Source organism: Pseudoblastomonas marina (assembly GCF_034374265.1).
Lineage (GTDB): Bacteria > Pseudomonadota > Alphaproteobacteria > Sphingomonadales > Sphingomonadaceae > Alteriqipengyuania_A > Alteriqipengyuania_A marina.
This window is the reverse complement of the sequence record NZ_CP139718.1, coordinates 678,825-693,422: the sequence shown is the minus strand read 5'-3', so window position 1 is coordinate 693,422 and position 14,598 is coordinate 678,825. Positions and strand designations below refer to the sequence as shown.

Genomic DNA, 14,598 nt, shown 5'->3' with positions numbered 1-14,598 from the left:
GTTCCTTATCCGGCTGACGCCGGTGCGGCCTGGTGCCGCAAGCTTTCGCCGGATGGCGAAAGCGCACCCGACACGTTACGCCGCCGCCAGTCCCTGCTTGTCGGTGATCAAGCTGTACGGATCGATCCCGTTCTCGCGCCAGATGCGGTGGCAATCCTCGTAGAGCGTCCGCCCGGTCGGGATCTTGAGCATCGCCTTGGCCTCGTCGAGCGGCATGGCGAGCAGGTCGCGGATCGAGATGTCGGTCACGCGCGGCGCGCCCTTGCCGAGCTTCTGCGCCTGGCGGACCGCCTTGACCACCGGCGCCTTGCGCCCGCGGGTCTCGGGCGCGGTACGCGCAATGTGCAGCGCGCCGAGATAGGCGATGAAGAGATTTCCGAGGCCGCCATTCTGGCCGTGGGTGAAGGCGAGGACGCATTGTTCGCCGAGCGGGTCGCGACCGAAGCCGGTGAGGACGTGCAGCAGGTCGTGCGTATCGCGGCGACGCGAGGCGTACCATTCGATCAGGTCGCCATATTTCGGGCGGTCGCCGAAGAAGCGGTTGTGCTCCTCGACGAGGCCCGCGGCGCTCAGCCCTTCGGCTTCCATGAAATCGCAATAGGCGTGCGCGACCGTGCCCTTCGGCAATTTGCGCAACGTAGCGTGATCGTCGAGCACGTCGGGCAGGTACGGCTCGGTCGCGCGGAGGCGTTCGCCCTGCTCGCTCAGCGCGAGGCTGCGTGCCATCGGCACGAAGTCGCGGCTCGGCAGCGATTCGAAGATATGGAAGACCTGGCTGGTGTCTTCCTTGTCCTTCAGCAGCTGGCGGAAATGGCCGAACGCCTTGAGCGGGCGCATGCGCGGTTTCTGCCGCGCGGGATGGCGAAACAGCGTGCCGTCGGGCGCGGCTTCGGCGGTACCGGTCGAGCCCGGGGCGACGAGGGGAGGAAGGGTGGTCTGGTCGGTCATGGTCGTCACGCTCTTACTTACACAAGTGTAAATATAATCCAAATGCGGATCGGTTCCAAGCCCCCTTCGCGTTCAGCCGCCCTTCCCCGCCGACCATTCGCGCTCGGGAATGCCGAGCAGCCGGAGCATGGCGGTCAGGTCGCGGCTCTCGATCCAGCCGTCGGCGGCATCGCGCGCGGCGGGCTTGGCGCGGAAGGCAATGCCGTAGCTCGCCTCGCGCAGCATCGGCGCGTCGTTCGCCCCATCGCCCATCGCCAGCGTGATCCCGCCCTCGCCGAGTGCGGCGGCTTCCTCGGCCAGCGTCCGCGCCTTGGTCGAGGAATCGCTGATCGCGCCGAGCAGCCCGCCGGTCAGCCTCCCGTCGCGAGTGGCGAGCCGGTTGCCGACCACGCGATCGAATCCGAGCTGCTCGGCCACCCGGTCGGCGAAATCGTGGAAACCCCCGGTGACGAGCACCGAGCGGCACCCCTTCTCGGCGAGCGTCGCGACCAGTGCGCGCGCGCCGGGCGTGGGATGGATCCGCTCGGCCAGGCACTGCCCGATCGCGTCCTCCGACAGCCCTTCGAGCAGCGCGACTCGTTCACGCAGCGCCGCCTCGAAATCGAGCTCGCCCTGCATCGCGCGTTCGGTGATCGTCGCGACCTTGTCCTTGAGCCCGGCGAAATCGGCAAGCTCGTCGATGCATTCCTGCCCGATCATGGTCGAATCCATGTCCGAGACGAACAGCCGCGGGACCGCGATCGCGCGGTCGGAGACGAGCAGGTCGCAAGGGCCGAATTGCGCGTCGAGCACGCGGCGCAGGTCCGCCGCCTCGCCATGCGGCAGTTCGAGTTCGAGCACCTCGCCGCAATGTTCGAGCATGTGCGCATTGGCGACGGGCATGTCGCACGCCGAGAGCGCGGATAGCGCGCTTTCGAGGCTTGCCTCCAGTGTGGCCGGTTCTGCTATCAGGCGGGCGATGAGCAAGCGCGAGACTCCTTGGAAAAGCGGGAAACCACCGCTGGCGCTCATCGCAGGGCCGACCGCCAGCGGCAAGACCGCGCTCGGGGTCGCGCTCGCACAGATGCTCGCGGCACGCGGCACGCCGGGCGTGGTGATCAATGCCGACAGCGCGCAGGTCTATCGCGACCTCGCCGTCCTGAGCGCGCGCCCGACCGAGGCGGAAATGGACGGTGTGCCGCACCGGTTGTTCGGTGCATGGGACGGGGCCGACGCCTGCTCCGCCGCCGATTGGGCCAATGCCGCGCGGCGCGAGATCGAGAACGCGCAGCTGGCCGGGCAGGTGCCGATCCTCGTCGGCGGGACCGGGCTTTACATGCGCACCCTGCTCGACGGGATCGCCCCGGTGCCCGAGATCGACCCCGCGATCCGCGCCGAGGTGCGCGATCTGCCGCAGGACGAGGCGCGCACCGCGCTCGAGGCCGAGGATCCCGCCGCCGCCGAGCGGCTCGCCCCGGCGGATCGTACGCGGACGCTGCGCGCGCTCGAGGTCGTGCGCTCGACCGGGCGCCCGCTGTCCGACTGGCAGGAGGAAAAGGCCGGCGGGATCGCGGCGGATATCGCGCTGCACCCGCTCGTCCTGCTCCCCGATCGCGACTGGCTCTACGGGCGCTGCGAGCGCCGTTTCGAGCTGATGCTCGACGGGGGCGCGATCGAAGAGGTCGAGGCGCTGCTCGCGCGCGGTCTCGATCCCGCCCTCCCCGTTATGCGCGCGATCGGCGTGCCCGAGATCGCGGCGCTGCTGCGCGGAGAAATCTCGCGCGAGGAGGCGATCGCGGCCGGCGCGACCGCGACGCGGCAGTACGCCAAGCGTCAGTATACCTGGTTCCGCAACCAGCCCCCTGCCGGCTGGCCGCGCGGGGCCGTCCCGCCGGACGTCGGACCGTGGGCCGACGCGATACTGGGATAAAGGATTAAGCACCTTTACACCGCCCCGCCGGCGCGGCAGTTTCACCGCTTCCAAACGGGAGGGAAAATACATGAAATTCGTTTTCGCGCTCGCCGCGATCCCTGCAGCCGCACTCGCCATGACCGCCTGCTCCGAAACCGCGGAGCCCGCGCCCGAACCGGTCGAGGAGGCGCCCGAACTCACGCCCGAGACGGTCACCGACGCCGATTGCAACGCCGACCAGTTCCAGGACCTCGTCGGGACGATGCTGACCGACGAAAAGCTCTACGAAATCCAGGAAACCAATCCCGACACGCGCGCCTACAAGGAAGGCGCCCCCGCGGTGGCGACCAATTTCGTCGGCACCCGCCTCAACCTGCTGCTCGAAGACGACCGCACCATCCTCGAAGTGCGCTGCGGCTGAGCTGGATGCGCGAGGGGCGGGTGCGCTGGAGATCGCACCCGCCCGGATCGCGCCTGTCCGTTCGCCCGGGCCGGGACTGATGGCGCGGGCGCGGACCGTGTTGGGGAAAGCGCGACCCAATCGGGTCCGCGCGACGCTCAGTCTTCGGTCGCGGTTTCCAGCTCGACGATCCGGCGATCGAGCGCAGCCAGCGCGCGCGCCTTGGCATCGTCGCCGAGGGACGTTTCGGTCGCCAGCGTGCCGCGCGCCTCGCGCAATGCCTTGAGCACCGACGCCCGGCCTTCGGAGCTGCACACCTTGAGGCGGACTTCGCCGGTGGCCTGACGCTCGCATTCCATCTCGCGCCCGCTGAATACGATCATCTCGCGATCGGCGAGCCGCTCCTCGGTCAGCGCTCGCAGTTCGGCTTCGGACAGGTCCGCGCCCTCGCCCATCTTGACGATCCGCACCTCGACTTTTTCCATTTCGTCGAGTTCGCGGGCGACTTCGGCACCATCGGCGCCGCGGCGGACCACGCGCACCTTGTGTTCGACCTTCTTGCCGTTCTCGGCATCGTCGGTTTCGATCACCACCGCCCGGCGATCGACCGCGACGTCTTCCTCGACCTCGATCTCCTGCGCCATCAACGGCGTCGAAGCGAGGCAAGTCGCGGCGGCGAGCGTCGCAAGCATTGCATTGGTTTTCATCGTTCGGGTCCTCCCATCCTTCGAAATCAGTCGGCGCGCAGCGCCTTGTCGAGCGCTTCGAGCGCGCGTTGGCGCTGGGTCTCGGTCAGGTCCTTGTTCGCCTTGATCTCCCGGCGCGCCTCGGCGAGCGCCTCACGCTGGACCTTGGCGAAATCGAAGGTCGAGCAGGGCACCGCCTCGCCATCCTTCTTGCATTCGGCGATCACGCCGTCCCTGGCGACCGCGCGCTGGAGCTCGAGCACCCTCGGCAGTTCCGCCTCGACCATCGCCATCGCGGAAGACTGGAGCTTCTCCATCTTGGCGTGCCATTCGGGGCTCTTCTCCACCCGCACCTCGAGACGCTCCATCTCCTTGCCCAGCTTTTCGAGCTCGGCGAGCTTCGCGGCGTCGACCATGCGGACATCACCGAGGTCGAGCATGACTTCGATATCCTTCACGCCCTTTGCCCGGAGCCTGGCCGCGGCGCGATCCATCGATGCGGCGCGGGCCCGCATTTCCTTTTCGGACATGACCTTGCCGTCCTGCACGAACACGACCCGCATCTCGCGTTCGAGCTCCTTCGCCGCTTCGGCGATCGCCTCGGACCGTTCCTCGATCGCTTCGGCGAGTTCCTCGGCCTCTTCCTCGGTCACCGGCGCGGCATCGGGATCGACCTCGCGGATCACCACGCGGTCACCCTCGACCTGCGCATCCTGCGAAGCCCAAGCATCATGCGCCACGCTCGGGGTCGCATAGGTGAAGCTCGCGGTCAGCGGCAGCGCGAGCAGGCCGGTGGCGAGCGCGGCGCGGCCGGCCCAGCGGCGGCGGGGTGAAATGTCGGCCATCGACAGGCTCCTCAACCGCTGGATGATGCTCTTTTCCCCGAGCACCGGGCAAGCCATCGGTGCGGCCAGTGCCAGATCGGGACCGGCCGAAAAGCGCGCGATGGTCTGCGCATAGGCGGCGCGGGTGGCATCGTCGCGATTGGAGATCACCCGTGCGTCGCAGGCGGCCTCCTGGTCGCGCCGCAGCGCGCGCCAGCCGAGCCAGCCGAGCGGGTTGAACCAGTGCAGCGCGAACAGTGGCTGGGCGGCGAAATTGGCGATCAGGTCGCCGCGCTCGTGATGCGCCATTTCGTGCGCGATCGCGAGGTTGCGGGTGCGCTTGTCGGCGGTTTCGAGGAAATCGAGCGGCACCGCGATCACCTTGTCGACGATCCCGAAGGCGAGCGGACTCTCGGTCTCGCCGGTCTCGACGATCCGCACCCCACCGATGCGGAGTTTCTCCTCCGCGCCGTCGAGCAGGCGCGCGCGCATCCGGAAATAGGCGAGATAGCGCCAGCCAAGCATCACCGCGGCACCGGTCAGCCACGCGCCGATCGCGAGCGCGAACCACAGCCAGCTCGCATCGGGCTGCGGCGCCGGTTGCGCCTGCATCGCCATCAGCACCACCGGGTCGATCGCAACCATCGGCGCGGGCGCGGCGGCGACTTCGGGGGCGAGTGCGGCGGGCAGTTCGATCACGGGCACGAACAGCCGCGCGAACGGCAGCAGCCACAGCATGTAAGCGGCCTGCGCGCCGAGGTGGCGCGCCACCGGGCGGCGGACGAGCAGGACCAGCGCGATCAGCGCCCCGGTCCAGACCAGCGTATCGAGCAGCCAGTCGATCATGCCTTCATCTCCTTCAGAAGCTTCTCGATCTCGGCGATATCGTCATCGGTCAGCGCTTCGGCCTCGGCCAGGTGCGCGACCAGCGGCGCGGCGCGGCCGCCGAACAGCCGGTCGACCAGGCGGCGCGATTCGCTGGTGCGATAATCGCCGCGTTCGAGCAGCGGGCGGTAGAGAAAGCGGCGGCCGTCGGGCTCGGTCGCGAGCGCGTTCTTCGACACCAGCCTCGACAGCAGCGTCTTGACGGTGGCGATCGACCAGTCGCGCCGCTGGCAGACTTCCTCGCACACTTCGGCGGCGGTACGCGGGGATTTTTCCCACAATACTTCCATCACCGCGTGCTCGGCTTCGGAAATCCGTTCGTTGGTGTCGGCGTTGGAGGACATGCCTCTCTCCCTTGCTGCGATTCGTTTACAGGTGTAATTGCAATGATTACGAATGTAAACAGCCAAACGGTGCATGGTTTTTCTGCAAACGACACGGAACGCTGCCCCGCCCCAGCCTGTTGCAACGACAGCAGGAGGAACCCGTGGCACGCGACAACCAGACCACCGATCATCGGCAGAACGTGCTGACTTCGCCGCAATTGCGGCTCGTCGGGAGCGTCGACGAGGCGATGTACGACGAATTTCGCAACCAGCTGTCCGCCGCGCCGGGCGACGGGCCGCTGACGATCGCGATCACCACGCTCGGCGGCAATCCCGAGATCGCGCGCGCGATGGCGGCCGATGTCCGGCTGATCGCCGAAACGGGCCGGACGCTCTATTTCCTCGGCAAGGCGGCGGTCTATTCGGCCGGGGCGACCTTCATGGCGGGGTTCCCGATCGACTGTCGCTTCATGACCGAGGGGACGAGCCTGCTGCTGCACGAGCGCCAGATCACCCGCACGATCAACCTTTCGGGCCCCCTGCGCAGCTGCACCGCGCAGCTCAAGGCCGCGCTCAACGAGATCGAGCACTCGATCACGATCGAGGAAGACGGCTTCCGCGCGATCGTCGACGGGTCGGAGGTCGACTTCGAGGAATTGCGCGAGAAGGCGCCCGACAATTGGTACATCACCTGCGAAGAAGCCGCCGAGCGCGGCCTGATCGGCGGGGTGATCTAAAGCGGCCCGACAGAACCGCCGACTGGATTACGCTTCGCGCAGGAAATCTATCGTCAGTTCGAACGCGCCCGTCGGAACGAGGTGGTGCGGCCTTAGCGGCGGGATCACCAGCGTGTCGCCCTCGCCCAGCTCGACCGCCTCGTCCGCATCATCGTCCCACGCCAGCCCGACGCTGCCCGAGAGCACGGTGATCCTGCCCCAGGTCCCCGGTTTGAGGCTGTGCTCGCGCAGCAGTCCCTCGGGCACCGACGCGCGATCGAACGGACCGATGGTGTGATAAATATCGAGCGCGGGCGTACTCATGCGGTCACCAGTGCGATGACGGCGACGCCGATCCCGAAACCGGCGACCGCGAGCGGGACGATCAGGATCTGCGCATAGACCGAGATCGCATCCATCGGGCCGGTCCAGGTCTGCAGCGGCTCGCCGCAGTCGAGCGGCGATTGCGCCTCGGGCCCCGCCTGCGCCGCGCCGATCCGGGCGACACCGAAATAGATTGCCGTGTAGAGCACCGAGATCGCGATCGCGAACAGCGCCTTCCCGCTCGCTGAGGTCGCGATCGCCAGCGCGGTGAAGAACGCCGCGTAGCAGCCGAGCATCGCGAGCCAGACCCGCGCCGGCAGCTGGAAGCCCTGGTTGGCGGGCGCGACCGGCGGGGCGGCGACAGGCGTCACCAGCGCATCGACCGCGTGGATCTCGGTCGCGGTGCTTTCGTCGAATTCGAAATGGCGGTCTTCAAACATGCGGGAGGTCCTTTCCGGCACTGGAGCCCGACAGGCCGTCGCGGTTGACGGCGATCCCGGTGAGCAGGCTGTCGGCGATGGAACGGGCGCGACCGGCGACCAGCGAGGTGCCGCCGGGATCGCGTTCGAGGCTGCGTAGCGTGTCGTAGAAAAGCTCGAGCCAGCGGGCGAAATGGCGCTGCTCGAGCCCGGGAATGGCGATGTGTTTCTGCATCGGGTTGCCCGAGAACTCGCCGCTGTTGAACAGGATCGAGCGCCAGAACCGCTTCATCCGCTCGAGGTGGACGGGCCAGTCCTCGATCCGCTCGGCGAAGATCGGCCCGAGCATGTCATCCGCCCTCACCGCGGCGTAGAAGGTCTCGACCATGCGCGAAACGAAGGCCTCGTCCACGCCCAGCGCCTCGGCCTGCGCGCGCTTCGCCTCGCGCGCCTGCAGCACTTCGCTGCGGGTCCGTTCGCGTATTGCAGGCATCGATCGCTCCGACTCGTTAACAGGTATTTAATATACCTATTACGGCACTTGCGGTAAAAAGCAATATCCAATATACCTCTTTTATGCAGCTCAACCTCCGCACCGATTACGCCCTGCGCATGATGATGGCGCTCGCCGTCTGCGACGATACCGTCTCGATCGACTGGATCGCCGAGCGCTACGCGATCTCGCGCAACCATCTCGCCAAGGTCGCGCAGGACCTCGCGGCGGCGGGCTATATCGAGACCCAGCGCGGGCGCGGCGGGGGCTTGCGGCTCGCGCACCCGGCCGAGCGGATCAATGTCGGGGCGGTGGTGCGCAAGCTCGAACATTTCGAGGGGTTCGTCGCCTGCATGGGTGGCAAGGCCGATTGCGCGATCGACGGCGCCTGCGGGCTCAAGCCCGCGCTCGGCGGCGCGCTCGAGGCCTTCCTCGCGCATCTCGACAAGTACACGCTCGCCGACATTACCGCCGATCGCAACGCGGTGCTGCGCCGACTTGCCGCCAACGCGGCCTGAGCCGACGGACTAGCAGACCTCGGCGGTGTTCTCGGGGATCGGCCCCGGGGGAACGCGCGCCTCGCTCAGATAGAACGGATCGCCTTCGAGCCGGTGACCGCTGCCATAGGCCCGCGCGAGCACGCGGTAGAGGCGCGGGTCGTAGGCGCGCAGGTCCTCGTGATCGAGCACGCGCGTGCCGTCCATCACCGCGAGGCGGTTCGAATTGAACCAGAATTGCGTGCCCTCGGCCCAATATTCCTCGACCGTGGTGGTGGCGTACTCCTGGTACCACAGCCTGTCGGCGAGCGCGGCGGCATAGGCGGCGTCGATATCGGCCGCGAGCGCCGGATCGACCGCGCGGATCGCATCGTGCACGCCATGCGCGAATTCGTGGACGAGGATCGTCTCGCCCCAATAACGCGAGCTCCGCAGGCCTAGCACGTCCTCCTCCGCCGCGACCGCACGCTTGCCGCCGATCCCGCGCACCCGCGCGTTCCAGTACTGGCGATCGGAGAGTGCGCCGATCCGCGCATCGTAATGCTTGCGCTCGCAGCGCGTCAGCCGCGGATCGTCGGGCCCCGGCTTGGTCCAACCGCGATTCTCGGGAAGGTCGGTGATCGCCTCGTCCTCGGCCATGATCGCGACCCGATAGTCGTTGGCGGCAAGCCACTGCGCGAGATCGGGGCGGTGCGAGAGCATCGAAGCGATCATGTCACGCGCTGCGACCAGGGCGCGATCGGGCACGCGCCCTGACGAGCGGACGGATATCCCGCTCGCGATCGTTTCCTTCACGTAGAAACCTTGCGCGTCTCCAGCCACTGGTCCGACGGCGGATCCCGTGCAGGCGACTGCGACCAGCGCCGTGAGGCCAGCCAGCCTAGCGCGCATCAAGACGAAAGAACCGCGCCGCATTGTCATGGAGGATTGCCCGGCGATCAGTGTCGGAGAGGAATTCCATGCGTGCCAAGCGCTCGAAAACCACCGTGGGATCATTGTTGTCGGAACCGAACATGATCCGCTCGATCATGCCTGCTTCGACCACCTTCTGCATTGCCAGACGATAGGAATCCTCGTCCCACAGAGCGTTCAGCACGCTCATGTCGGCGTACACGTCGGGATAATCGCGCATCAGCGCAAATGTCTCCTCGAGATAGACCTTGCCGCCCGGCCCCGCAGGATAGGGAAATCCCGAATGCTGGAGCACCAGGCGCATTCCGGGATATTTCTCCAGCACCGGGCGCCACAGCGCGGGGTCGCCCATCGCCGGGTCATAATCGGGGCAACACCCCTCGTAACGGCGCGGCCCCCGTCTGGGCGGCGGTCCGGAATTGGTATGCGCCAGCACCGGCACGTCATATCTGGCCGCCAGCGCGAAATAGGGATCGAGCCGTGGATCGGTCGGCGGGATACCGTAGTAATTGAGCGTCAGTTCGCCGAGCAGCCCGATGCGTCCGGACTGCAATTCGCGCTCGACCCATGCGAGATCGGGCCAGCCATCATTGTCGTCGAAACAGAACAGCTGCTCGCCATCGAGCGGCGGGCAGGGAAACATCGGGCCGGCAATGAACCGCCTTGGGGCCGCGTCGAACCAGAGATCGAGATCGTCTTCGGAGGTAACGAAGAGCGCTGAGACCGAGATCCCCTTGGCGTCCATCTCCTCCAACCGGGCCTCGAGCCCCGCCGCATCGTCGCCGTTCTGCCACGCGGCGTGGTAATGTGTATCGATCACGCCGACCGATTCCGCGGGAACCGCCGGCAGACGGTCCTCCGAAACTTGCGCACAGCCGGTGAGAAGCATGGCGAAGGCTGCAACCGCGTTAGTCGATTTCAGCCCCGCCATCATTCTCTCCGATCAATACACCCGCTTCTTCGGCTCGATATACTTGATGTCGTCGGTCAGCGTAAACTCGTGCACCGGGCGATAGCCGATATCGACCTTGCCGCCCTTGCCGCCCCATCCGTCGAAAGTCGCAATGGTGTGCTTCATCCAGTTGGCGTCGTCGCGGTCGGGATAGTCCTCGTGCGCGTGGGCGCCGCGGCTTTCCTTGCGGTTCTCGGCGCTCGCGATGGTCACGTTGGCCTGCGCCATCAGATTGTCGAGCTCGAGCGTCTCGACGAGGTCGCTGTTCCAGATCAGCGAGCGGTCGGAGACATGGATGTCCTCCATGCGCTTGTTGACCTGCTTGAGCTTCTCGACGCCCTCGGACAGCAGCGCGCTGTCGCGGAACACCGCGCAATGCGCCTGCATCGCCTTCTGCATTTCCTCGCGCACGCGGGCGGTCGGCGAACCGCCGTCGGCATGGCGGAAATGGTCGAGCCGGGTGAGCGCCATCTCGGCGCTGTCGGCCGGGAGCTCGTCCTGGTTCGCGCCGCTCTTGATGGTTTCCTTGAGGCGGAAACCGGTGGCGCGGCCGAACACCACGAGGTCGATCAGCGAATTCGAGCCGAGGCGATTCGCGCCGTGGACAGAGACGCACGCCGCCTCGCCCACCGCGAACAGGCCGGGGACGATCTTTTCCGGATCGTTCGGATCCCCGGCAATCACCTCGCCGTGATAGTTACAGGGGATGCCGCCCATGTTGTAATGCACGGTCGGGGTGACCGGCAGCGGCTGGCGCGTCAGGTCGACCCCGGCGAAGATCTTGCCGCTCTCGGTGATGCCCGGCAGGCGCTCGGCCAGCACCTTGGGATCGATGTGGTCGAGGTGGAGGTAGATGTGGTCGCCATCGGCGCCCACGCCGCGTCCCTCGCGCATTTCGAGCGCCATCGAGCGCGACACGACGTCGCGGCTGGCGAGGTCCTTCGCGCTCGGCGCATAACGCTCCATGAAGCGCTCGCCCTCGGAATTGGTGAGGTAGCCGCCCTCGCCGCGCGCGCCCTCGGTGATCAGCACGCCCGCGCCGTAGATCCCGGTCGGGTGGAACTGGACGAACTCCATGTCCTGCAACGGCAGGCCCTGGCGCAGCACCATGCCGCCGCCGTCGCCGGTGCAGGTGTGCGCGCTGGTGGCGGTGTAGTAGCAGCGGCCGTAACCGCCGGTCGCCAGCACCACGCCCTGCGCGCGGAAACGGTGGATCGTCCCGTCGTCGAGGCACATGGCGATCACGCCGACGCACTTGCCGTCCTTCATGATCAGGTCGATCGCGAAATATTCGATGAAGAAATCGGCGTCGTATTTGAGGCTCTGCTGGTAGAGCGCATGGAGCATGGCATGCCCCGTACGGTCCGCCGCGGCGCAGGTGCGCTGGACCGGCGGGCCCTCGCCCATGTTCTGCATGTGGCCGCCGAACGGACGCTGGTAGATCGTGCCGTCTTCGTTGCGGCTGAACGGCACGCCGGCATGTTCCAGCTCGTAGACAGCGTGCGGCGCTTCGCGCACCATATATTCGATCGCGTCCTGGTCGCCGAGCCAGTCGGAGCCCTTGACGGTATCGTACATGTGCCACGACCAGTGGTCGGGCGTGTTGTTGCCGAGCGATGCTGCGATCCCGCCCTGCGCCGCCACGGTGTGCGAGCGCGTGGGGAAGACCTTGGAGATATTCGCGGTTTTCAGCCCGGCTTCGGCCGCGCCCATCGTCGCGCGCAGGCCCGATCCGCCCGCGCCGACCACGACGACGTCGTAGGTGTGGTCGATGATGTTGTAGGCGCGTCCGCCGATTTCGAACGTGTCAGCTGCGGCCATCAGGCGGCTCCTGCGAAGACGATGCGGGCGATGCTGATCAGCGCGAAACCCGCGCCGGCAAACGCCGCGATATTGAGAAGGGCGTTGAGGGCGAAACGATTGCCCGCGGTGTTCACGTAATCCTCGACCAGCACCTGCAGGCCGAGCCGCGCGTGCCAGAACACCGAGATCACCAGCAGCGACAGCGCCAGCGCGGGCAGCGGGCTCGCGACCCACTTGGCGAAACTGGCGTAGCCGTAATCGTCGAGCAGCAGGAAACTGATCACGAGGAACAGCACCGCGACGAGATTGCCGATCGCGGTGAAGCGCTGGAGCAGCCAGTGATGCGTGCCGTGATGGGCGGAACCGAGGCCGCGCGCGCGGCCGATGGGGGTTTCATGAGCCATCAGAGCACTCCCTGCTTGGCGAGCACGAGCAGCCAGAAGCCGATCGTCAGGACCACGCCGATCACGGTGGTCCCGATCGCCCAGGTCTTGTTGGTATCGAGTTCGTAGCCCGCGCCGATGTCGAGCACGAAGTGGCGCAGGCCCGATGCGAGATGGTTGAAGAACGCCCAGGTCAGGCCGATCAGCACGATGTATCCGATCGGCGAAGAGGCGGCGAGTGCGAAGGTCTCATACGCCTCGGGTCCGCTGGCGAGCGCGCCGAGCCACCACAGCAGCACGGGCAGGCCGACCAGTGCCAGCCCGTCCCCGCTGACGCGGTGAAGGATCGAGGTCAGCATGTGCGGACCCCATTTCCAGATTTGCAGATGCGGTGAGAGCGGTCTTCCGGCCATGGGCTTTCCTGTCGCGTGAATTTCTGGCCCGTCCCTTAAAGGAATGAGGCCGCGAGGCAAGGTGGGGAAGCACATCATTGTGATCGGCAATGTCTCGGTTTATCGCGCGGCCATGACCAATATTCTCCTCACCGGATCCTCGCGCGGGATCGGCGCCGCGGCGCGCAGGGCGCTCGAAGCGCGCGGCTGCACCGTCATCGGGCACGGCTCCAAACCGCATGACGACCACACGATCGGCGCCGACCTGACCGATCCTCAGGCCCCGCAATCGCTGTGGGAAGAGGCGCTCGAGCGCGCCGGCGGAAAAATAGACGTGCTGATCAACAACGCCGGGTTCTTCGACCCCAATCCGCTCGACCGTTCGGACATCGAATGGCTCGACGGGTGGGAAGAGACGATCCGCATCAATCTGACCGCCGCCGCGCAGCTCTCGCGCTATGCGGTGCGGCACTGGCAGGACAGCAATGCGGGCGGACGGATCGTGCATGTCGCGAGCCGCGCCGGGCATCGCGGCGACAGCCCCGCGCACTGGCACTATGCCGCGGCCAAGGGCGGGATGCTCGCAATGCACAAGACGATCGCGCGCGCCTATGCCTCGGAAGACATCCTCAGCTACGCGATCACGCCGGGCTTCACCGATACCGCGATGGCGGGCGATTACCTCGAAAGCCGCGGCGGCCCGGGCCTGCTCGCCGACATCCCGCTCGGCCGCGTCGCCGAACCCGAGGAAATGGCCGCGATCATCGCGTTTTGCGCGCTCGACGCCCCGCCGAGCATGACCGGCGCGACGATCGACGCCAACGGCGCGAGCTACGTCCGCTGATGGCCAGCTGGAAACTCACCGGCTTCGGCAGGAAGCCCCGGATCGAGGCCGCGCTCGCGCGGCAGGAAGAACAGCTCGACTGGGATCCCGAGATCGTCCTCACCGGGTTCGAGATCGCCGAGGACAAGCCCGACGACTGGCGGCTCGACGCCTATCTGCCGCGCAACCCCTCGAAGGCCGATCGCGCCGCGATCGCCGCGCTGTTCGACGGCGACGCGCCCGACTTCACGGTCGAGAAGCTGCCCGAGACCGACTGGCTGACCGAAAGCCAGCGCGGGCTCGACCCGATCCGCGCGGGCCGATTCCACGTCCACACGCCCGACCACGAGCCGGACCCCGAAGCGATCAATTTCGTGATCCCCGCGGCGCAGGCCTTCGGCACCGGGCATCACGAGACGACCGCGGGCTGCCTCGCCCTGCTCGACGCGATGAAGAGAAGCGGCGTGGTCGCGCGCGACGTCGCCGACATCGGCACCGGCACCGGCCTGCTCGCCTTCGCCGCGCGCGCGCTGTGGCCCCGGGCCGATTTCACCGCGACCGATATCGATCCGGTGTGTCTCGGCGTGATCGAGGAAAACGCGCGGCAGAACGACATCCCGCTCGGCGCGAGCGCGGGCGAGGTGCTCCCCGTGATAGCGCCGGGGATCGATGATCCGGCGATTCTCGTGCGCGCGCCCTACGACCTGCTGATCGCCAACATCCTCGCCCAGCCGCTGATCGACCTCGCACCCGATTTCGCCCGCGTGACCGCCCCGCGCGCGAACGTGCTGCTCGCGGGGCTGCTCGAAACGCAGGAAGCCGCGGTGCGCCGCGCCTATCGCTGGCACGGCTTCCGGCTGGCGGGTCGGCTGGTGAAGGGCGACTGGTCGATCCTGTGGCTGCGCAAGCGCGGGTGACGCTTGG

19 protein-coding genes are annotated in these 14,598 nt (G+C 67.2%); 6 read left to right on the top strand and 13 right to left on the bottom strand.

The window, feature by feature from the left end:
- Positions 1-75: 75 nt before the first annotated feature.
- The gene (locus tag T8S45_RS03340; protein ID WP_322294675.1) at positions 76-948 is read right to left on the bottom strand and encodes a Coq4 family protein; all 873 of its coding nucleotides are present in this window, start codon (positions 946-948) and stop codon (positions 76-78) included.
- 72 nt (positions 949-1,020) lie between these two features.
- A complete protein-coding gene (gene serB, locus T8S45_RS03335) occupies positions 1,021-1,914 on the bottom strand; it encodes a phosphoserine phosphatase SerB (RefSeq protein WP_322294674.1) in 894 nt (297 codons plus the stop codon).
- Between serB and miaA the strand changes: the two genes are divergently transcribed.
- The gene (gene miaA / locus T8S45_RS03330; RefSeq protein ID WP_322294673.1) at positions 1,907-2,857 is read left to right on the top strand and encodes a tRNA (adenosine(37)-N6)-dimethylallyltransferase MiaA; all 951 of its coding nucleotides are present in this window, start codon (positions 1,907-1,909) and stop codon (positions 2,855-2,857) included. The two genes, serB and miaA, sit on opposite strands and share 8 nt — an antisense overlap.
- Positions 2,858-2,927: 70 nt before the next feature.
- Positions 2,928-3,260 carry a hypothetical protein gene (locus tag T8S45_RS03325; protein WP_322294672.1) on the top strand — a complete coding sequence of 111 codons (333 nt, stop codon included), beginning with the start codon at positions 2,928-2,930 and terminating at the stop codon, positions 3,258-3,260.
- Positions 3,261-3,397: 137 nt separating this feature from the next.
- On the opposite strand, the gene T8S45_RS03320 is transcribed toward T8S45_RS03325, so the two are convergent.
- The 3 genes from T8S45_RS03320 to T8S45_RS03310 are packed head-to-tail and all read right to left on the bottom strand — an operon-like array spanning position 3,398 to position 5,978.
- Positions 3,398-3,946, bottom strand: coding sequence for a hypothetical protein (locus T8S45_RS03320; protein WP_322294671.1), 549 nt, complete (start codon positions 3,944-3,946; stop codon positions 3,398-3,400).
- Positions 3,947-3,972: 26 nt separating this feature from the next.
- Positions 3,973-5,595, bottom strand: coding sequence for a M56 family metallopeptidase (locus tag T8S45_RS03315; RefSeq protein ID WP_322294670.1), 1,623 nt, complete (start codon positions 5,593-5,595; stop codon positions 3,973-3,975).
- Positions 5,592-5,978 (bottom strand): BlaI/MecI/CopY family transcriptional regulator, encoded by a 387-nt coding sequence (locus tag T8S45_RS03310; protein WP_188641616.1) that lies wholly within the window; start codon positions 5,976-5,978, stop codon positions 5,592-5,594. The genes T8S45_RS03315 and T8S45_RS03310 overlap by 4 nt, the downstream gene beginning before the upstream one ends.
- Positions 5,979-6,121: 143 nt before the next feature.
- Between T8S45_RS03310 and T8S45_RS03305 the strand changes: the two genes are divergently transcribed.
- The gene (locus T8S45_RS03305) at positions 6,122-6,697 is read left to right on the top strand and encodes an ATP-dependent Clp protease proteolytic subunit (protein WP_229658087.1); all 576 of its coding nucleotides are present in this window, start codon (positions 6,122-6,124) and stop codon (positions 6,695-6,697) included.
- Between the two features lie 27 nt (positions 6,698-6,724).
- Here the strand turns inward: T8S45_RS03305 and T8S45_RS03300 are convergent, their stop codons facing one another.
- Genes T8S45_RS03300 through T8S45_RS03290 form a run of 3 tightly spaced genes read right to left on the bottom strand, consistent with a single transcriptional unit; the run spans position 6,725 to position 7,912 of the window.
- Positions 6,725-7,000, bottom strand: a complete 276-nt coding sequence (locus tag T8S45_RS03300; RefSeq protein ID WP_188641614.1) for a TehB-like domain-containing protein — start codon at positions 6,998-7,000, stop codon at positions 6,725-6,727.
- Complete coding sequence (locus tag T8S45_RS03295; RefSeq protein ID WP_188641613.1) at positions 6,997-7,440, bottom strand: hypothetical protein; 444 nt, start codon at positions 7,438-7,440, stop codon at positions 6,997-6,999. Before T8S45_RS03295 ends, T8S45_RS03300 begins: the two co-directional genes overlap by 4 nt.
- On the bottom strand, positions 7,433-7,912 hold the full coding sequence (locus T8S45_RS03290; protein ID WP_322294669.1) for a group III truncated hemoglobin: 480 nt from the start codon (positions 7,910-7,912) through the stop codon (positions 7,433-7,435). The genes T8S45_RS03295 and T8S45_RS03290 overlap by 8 nt, the downstream gene beginning before the upstream one ends.
- Before the next feature lie 83 nt (positions 7,913-7,995).
- Here T8S45_RS03290 and T8S45_RS03285 point away from each other — a divergent pair, with 83 nt between their 5' ends.
- The gene (locus T8S45_RS03285) at positions 7,996-8,430 is read left to right on the top strand and encodes an RrF2 family transcriptional regulator (protein ID WP_188641611.1); all 435 of its coding nucleotides are present in this window, start codon (positions 7,996-7,998) and stop codon (positions 8,428-8,430) included.
- Between the two features lie 9 nt (positions 8,431-8,439).
- Here the strand turns inward: T8S45_RS03285 and T8S45_RS03280 are convergent, their stop codons facing one another.
- From T8S45_RS03280 to sdhC, 5 genes are all read right to left on the bottom strand, one after another.
- Positions 8,440-9,204, bottom strand: coding sequence for a glycoside hydrolase (locus tag T8S45_RS03280; protein ID WP_322294668.1), 765 nt, complete (start codon positions 9,202-9,204; stop codon positions 8,440-8,442).
- Between the two features lie 85 nt (positions 9,205-9,289).
- On the bottom strand, positions 9,290-10,141 hold the full coding sequence (locus T8S45_RS03275) for an amidohydrolase family protein (RefSeq protein ID WP_322294667.1): 852 nt from the start codon (positions 10,139-10,141) through the stop codon (positions 9,290-9,292).
- Positions 10,142-10,264: 123 nt separating this feature from the next.
- Positions 10,265-12,094 (bottom strand): succinate dehydrogenase flavoprotein subunit, encoded by a 1,830-nt coding sequence (gene sdhA / locus T8S45_RS03270; protein WP_322294666.1) that lies wholly within the window; start codon positions 12,092-12,094, stop codon positions 10,265-10,267.
- Positions 12,094-12,480: a succinate dehydrogenase, hydrophobic membrane anchor protein gene (gene sdhD / locus T8S45_RS03265; protein ID WP_322294665.1), complete on the bottom strand. Its 387-nt coding sequence runs from the start codon at positions 12,478-12,480 to the stop codon at positions 12,094-12,096. The genes sdhA and sdhD overlap by 1 nt, the downstream gene beginning before the upstream one ends.
- On the bottom strand, positions 12,480-12,872 hold the full coding sequence (gene sdhC / locus T8S45_RS03260; RefSeq protein ID WP_322294664.1) for a succinate dehydrogenase, cytochrome b556 subunit: 393 nt from the start codon (positions 12,870-12,872) through the stop codon (positions 12,480-12,482). Before sdhC ends, sdhD begins: the two co-directional genes overlap by 1 nt.
- 112 nt (positions 12,873-12,984) lie before the next feature.
- Here sdhC and T8S45_RS03255 point away from each other — a divergent pair, with 112 nt between their 5' ends.
- A complete protein-coding gene (locus T8S45_RS03255) occupies positions 12,985-13,695 on the top strand; it encodes an SDR family NAD(P)-dependent oxidoreductase (RefSeq protein ID WP_322294663.1) in 711 nt (236 codons plus the stop codon).
- Positions 13,695-14,591 (top strand): 50S ribosomal protein L11 methyltransferase, encoded by an 897-nt coding sequence (locus T8S45_RS03250; RefSeq protein ID WP_407654923.1) that lies wholly within the window; start codon positions 13,695-13,697, stop codon positions 14,589-14,591. Before T8S45_RS03255 ends, T8S45_RS03250 begins: the two co-directional genes overlap by 1 nt.
- Positions 14,592-14,598 lie beyond the last annotated feature (7 nt).

Bases quoted from the DNA above. Each gene is read 5' to 3' on its own strand.
- T8S45_RS03255 (WP_322294663.1), top strand. From the start codon at position 12,985: ATGACCAATATTCTCCTCACCGGATCCTCGCGCGGGATCGGCGCCGCG.
- T8S45_RS03315 (WP_322294670.1), bottom strand. From the start codon at position 5,595: ATGATCGACTGGCTGCTCGATACGCTGGTCTGGACCGGGGCGCTGATC.
- T8S45_RS03300 (WP_188641614.1), bottom strand. From the start codon at position 7,000: ATGAGTACGCCCGCGCTCGATATTTATCACACCATCGGTCCGTTCGAT.
- miaA (WP_322294673.1), top strand. From the start codon at position 1,907: ATGAGCAAGCGCGAGACTCCTTGGAAAAGCGGGAAACCACCGCTGGCG.
- sdhD (WP_322294665.1), bottom strand. From the start codon at position 12,480: ATGGCTCATGAAACCCCCATCGGCCGCGCGCGCGGCCTCGGTTCCGCC.
- T8S45_RS03290 (WP_322294669.1), bottom strand. From the start codon at position 7,912: ATGCCTGCAATACGCGAACGGACCCGCAGCGAAGTGCTGCAGGCGCGC.
- T8S45_RS03285 (WP_188641611.1), top strand. From the start codon at position 7,996: ATGCAGCTCAACCTCCGCACCGATTACGCCCTGCGCATGATGATGGCG.
- T8S45_RS03295 (WP_188641613.1), bottom strand. From the start codon at position 7,440: ATGTTTGAAGACCGCCATTTCGAATTCGACGAAAGCACCGCGACCGAG.
- T8S45_RS03325 (WP_322294672.1), top strand. From the start codon at position 2,928: ATGAAATTCGTTTTCGCGCTCGCCGCGATCCCTGCAGCCGCACTCGCC.
- T8S45_RS03250 (WP_407654923.1), top strand. From the start codon at position 13,695: ATGGCCAGCTGGAAACTCACCGGCTTCGGCAGGAAGCCCCGGATCGAG.
- sdhC (WP_322294664.1), bottom strand. From the start codon at position 12,872: ATGGCCGGAAGACCGCTCTCACCGCATCTGCAAATCTGGAAATGGGGT.
- sdhA (WP_322294666.1), bottom strand. From the start codon at position 12,094: ATGGCCGCAGCTGACACGTTCGAAATCGGCGGACGCGCCTACAACATC.
- T8S45_RS03310 (WP_188641616.1), bottom strand. From the start codon at position 5,978: ATGTCCTCCAACGCCGACACCAACGAACGGATTTCCGAAGCCGAGCAC.
- T8S45_RS03320 (WP_322294671.1), bottom strand. From the start codon at position 3,946: ATGAAAACCAATGCAATGCTTGCGACGCTCGCCGCCGCGACTTGCCTC.
- T8S45_RS03340 (WP_322294675.1), bottom strand. From the start codon at position 948: ATGACCGACCAGACCACCCTTCCTCCCCTCGTCGCCCCGGGCTCGACC.